We start from the raw sequence: 1,966 nt of genomic DNA, 5'->3' as shown, positions 1-1,966 counted from the left end.
TCCTACATCCAGGGCCGACAACCACCCCACCCGTCACAGACCGTGACGGGCAGTCAGCGGCCACCGACCTTGCACCGCTCAACTTCGAAGACCCATTTTTTTCCGGCCTGTCGTGGATGGGCCTCCGAGGCTGGGGCGACCTGGGCCGAACTCGGGGGACCTGGGTGAGTGTGGGCGAGTTCGGGTGAGCCGTCTCCCGGCGTCCGGATCCCGGGACGCCGGACGCCCGCCCCGTCCCGCCCCCGCTCCTACCCCTCTTCCCCATACCCCTTGTTCCGGCGCAGAGCGGTCCGTCCCGCCCGCCTCCGTCCGCCGCGCCCCGGGCCGGGCCGGTGGTCAGGCGCGGGGGATCGCCTCGCGGGCCGGGGCCGGGAGGGACAGTGCGGACAGGACGCTCGCGGTGGACGCTCCGGCGTACGGTCCTGGCGGCCGGACTCTGCCGGTCACCGTCCCGGTGCTGGTCGCCGTCCCGGTCAGGGACGGCCGGGCGCGGCCGACGTGCGTGTGGCGTTCCTGGCGGCTCCGTATGAAGCTGACGTTGCGCTGGACGCGGACCTGACCTGGTGGTCCGGGGGGAGCCGGTCCAGTTGGCCGAGCATCAGGGCGACCGGCTCGTCGGCCTCGGCGAGTCCCCCGGTCTCGACAGAGCCCGCACCAGGTGCGCGCTGCTCCGCGACGTGGGCCGCTGGGCGGAGGAGGTGTCCGCCGCGCGACCTCGGACCACATGACGTCTCAGACGGCGAGTGGGCGCCCACCGACACCTGAGGCGCACCGGCGGCCGAGCGTGGCGGGACGGGCCGGGGCCGCGCCCGCACCGGGAGGACCGGCGCTCCGACGGCCCCTCGGCCGAGCGGACTCAGCGCCGGACGCCGTACGCGCCGTTGGTGAGGGTCTCGACGGCGAGCCGCCAGGCGCGCTGACCCACCTCGGAGGCGATCGCCGCGAGGGCGTCCTGGCCCGTCGGCCGCGTCGGCGGCACAGCGCGTCGCGAGTCCGCTCGGCCGGCAGGTCAGCGGCCCCCGTGGAGCAGCGGAAGGCCGCGCGACCGGCCGAGCCGGGTCAGGCGCGCAGGTGGCGGCTCACGTCGCCCACCAGATGGATCCTGACCCGCCTCTCGGTGAACCGCCATGTGCCGTCGTGGCGCTCGAAGCGGTCGTCGTAGCGTCCCGCCGCCACGGGCTGGAGCGGCAGATCGGGCAGGCACTGGAAGACGGTCACGTAGGCGCGGGCGGTGGCGGTCCCGGCCCCGTCGTCGACCTCGACGGCGACGTTGCTCGTGGCGTGATGGGTGCGTGGCGTGCCGTCCTCGTAGAGGATCACCGAGTCCCGGAGCATCTGCTCCACGGCCGTACGGCCCCGGACCGGCGCGCCGCTCCCGATGAACACGCCCTCGGCGAACAACTCACCGACCCCGGCGAAATCTCCGGTGTCGACCAGTTCCGCGTACCGGGCGACGAGGTTGGTGACGGCCTGTGCGTCTCCGATGCCATTCATACATGTGAGGATACGAGACCGGCGCGCGCACGGTTCGGACGTGTGTCGACTCGGTGCACATGTGTCACGAAGCGGCGGGCCGGCGCCGCCCGTCGTGCCCGTCGGTGAGGGGCCGGAGCGGTCGCCGGACCCTCCGGTACCCGCCTCGGCTCCTCGTACGATCCGAAAGGCACTCGGCATGCTGACGATACGAGCGCAGACAGAGCGCAGAAATCGCGGACAGAGAGCAGAAATCGCGGACAGAGCGCGGACGGGTCCGAGAAACGGGCTTACGGAATGCGATACGACGATTGCCCGTCGAGGAACGGGCAATCGCCGTTTTCACCGCCGGATCAGCCGGAATTCCACGCTACGATGGCTGGGGAAATTCCGTGGGTCCCGGATGCTCCTATGCTTGTCAAGCTGCAGGAGCGAGGTCGGTTTGGGTGATTCGTTCGGTTGGTGTGGCGGTCAGAGCGCGGTAGACCTCGCG

3 protein-coding genes are annotated in these 1,966 nt (G+C 71.9%); 1 reads left to right on the top strand and 2 read right to left on the bottom strand.

Annotation, left to right across the window (positions count from 1 at the left end; genetic code table 11):
• Nucleotides 1-587: 587 nt before the first annotated feature.
• Complete coding sequence (locus ACFC02_RS42405) at nucleotides 588-728, top strand: hypothetical protein (protein ID WP_376368352.1); 141 nt, start codon at nucleotides 588-590, stop codon at nucleotides 726-728.
• Nucleotides 729-856: 128 nt separating this feature from the next.
• Here ACFC02_RS42405 and ACFC02_RS42400 read toward each other — a convergent pair whose 3' ends face one another.
• Both ACFC02_RS42400 and ACFC02_RS42395 read right to left on the bottom strand, forming a co-directional pair.
• On the bottom strand, nucleotides 857-979 hold the full coding sequence (locus ACFC02_RS42400) for a hypothetical protein (RefSeq protein WP_376368350.1): 123 nt from the start codon (nucleotides 977-979) through the stop codon (nucleotides 857-859).
• A gap of 80 nt (nucleotides 980-1,059) precedes the next feature.
• Nucleotides 1,060-1,494 carry a nuclear transport factor 2 family protein gene (locus tag ACFC02_RS42395; protein WP_376368348.1) on the bottom strand — a complete coding sequence of 145 codons (435 nt, stop codon included), beginning with the start codon at nucleotides 1,492-1,494 and terminating at the stop codon, nucleotides 1,060-1,062.
• Between the last annotated feature and the right edge of the window lie 472 nt (nucleotides 1,495-1,966).

This window comes from Streptomyces sp. NPDC056160, from assembly GCF_042268205.1.
GTDB lineage: Bacteria > Actinomycetota > Actinomycetes > Streptomycetales > Streptomycetaceae > Streptomyces.
The sequence above is the reverse complement of the archived record's forward strand: the minus strand, read 5'-3'. Positions and strand labels throughout refer to the sequence as shown.

Bases quoted from the DNA above. Each gene is read 5' to 3' on its own strand.
- ACFC02_RS42395 (WP_376368348.1), bottom strand. From the start codon at position 1,494: ATGAATGGCATCGGAGACGCACAGGCCGTCACCAACCTCGTCGCCCGG.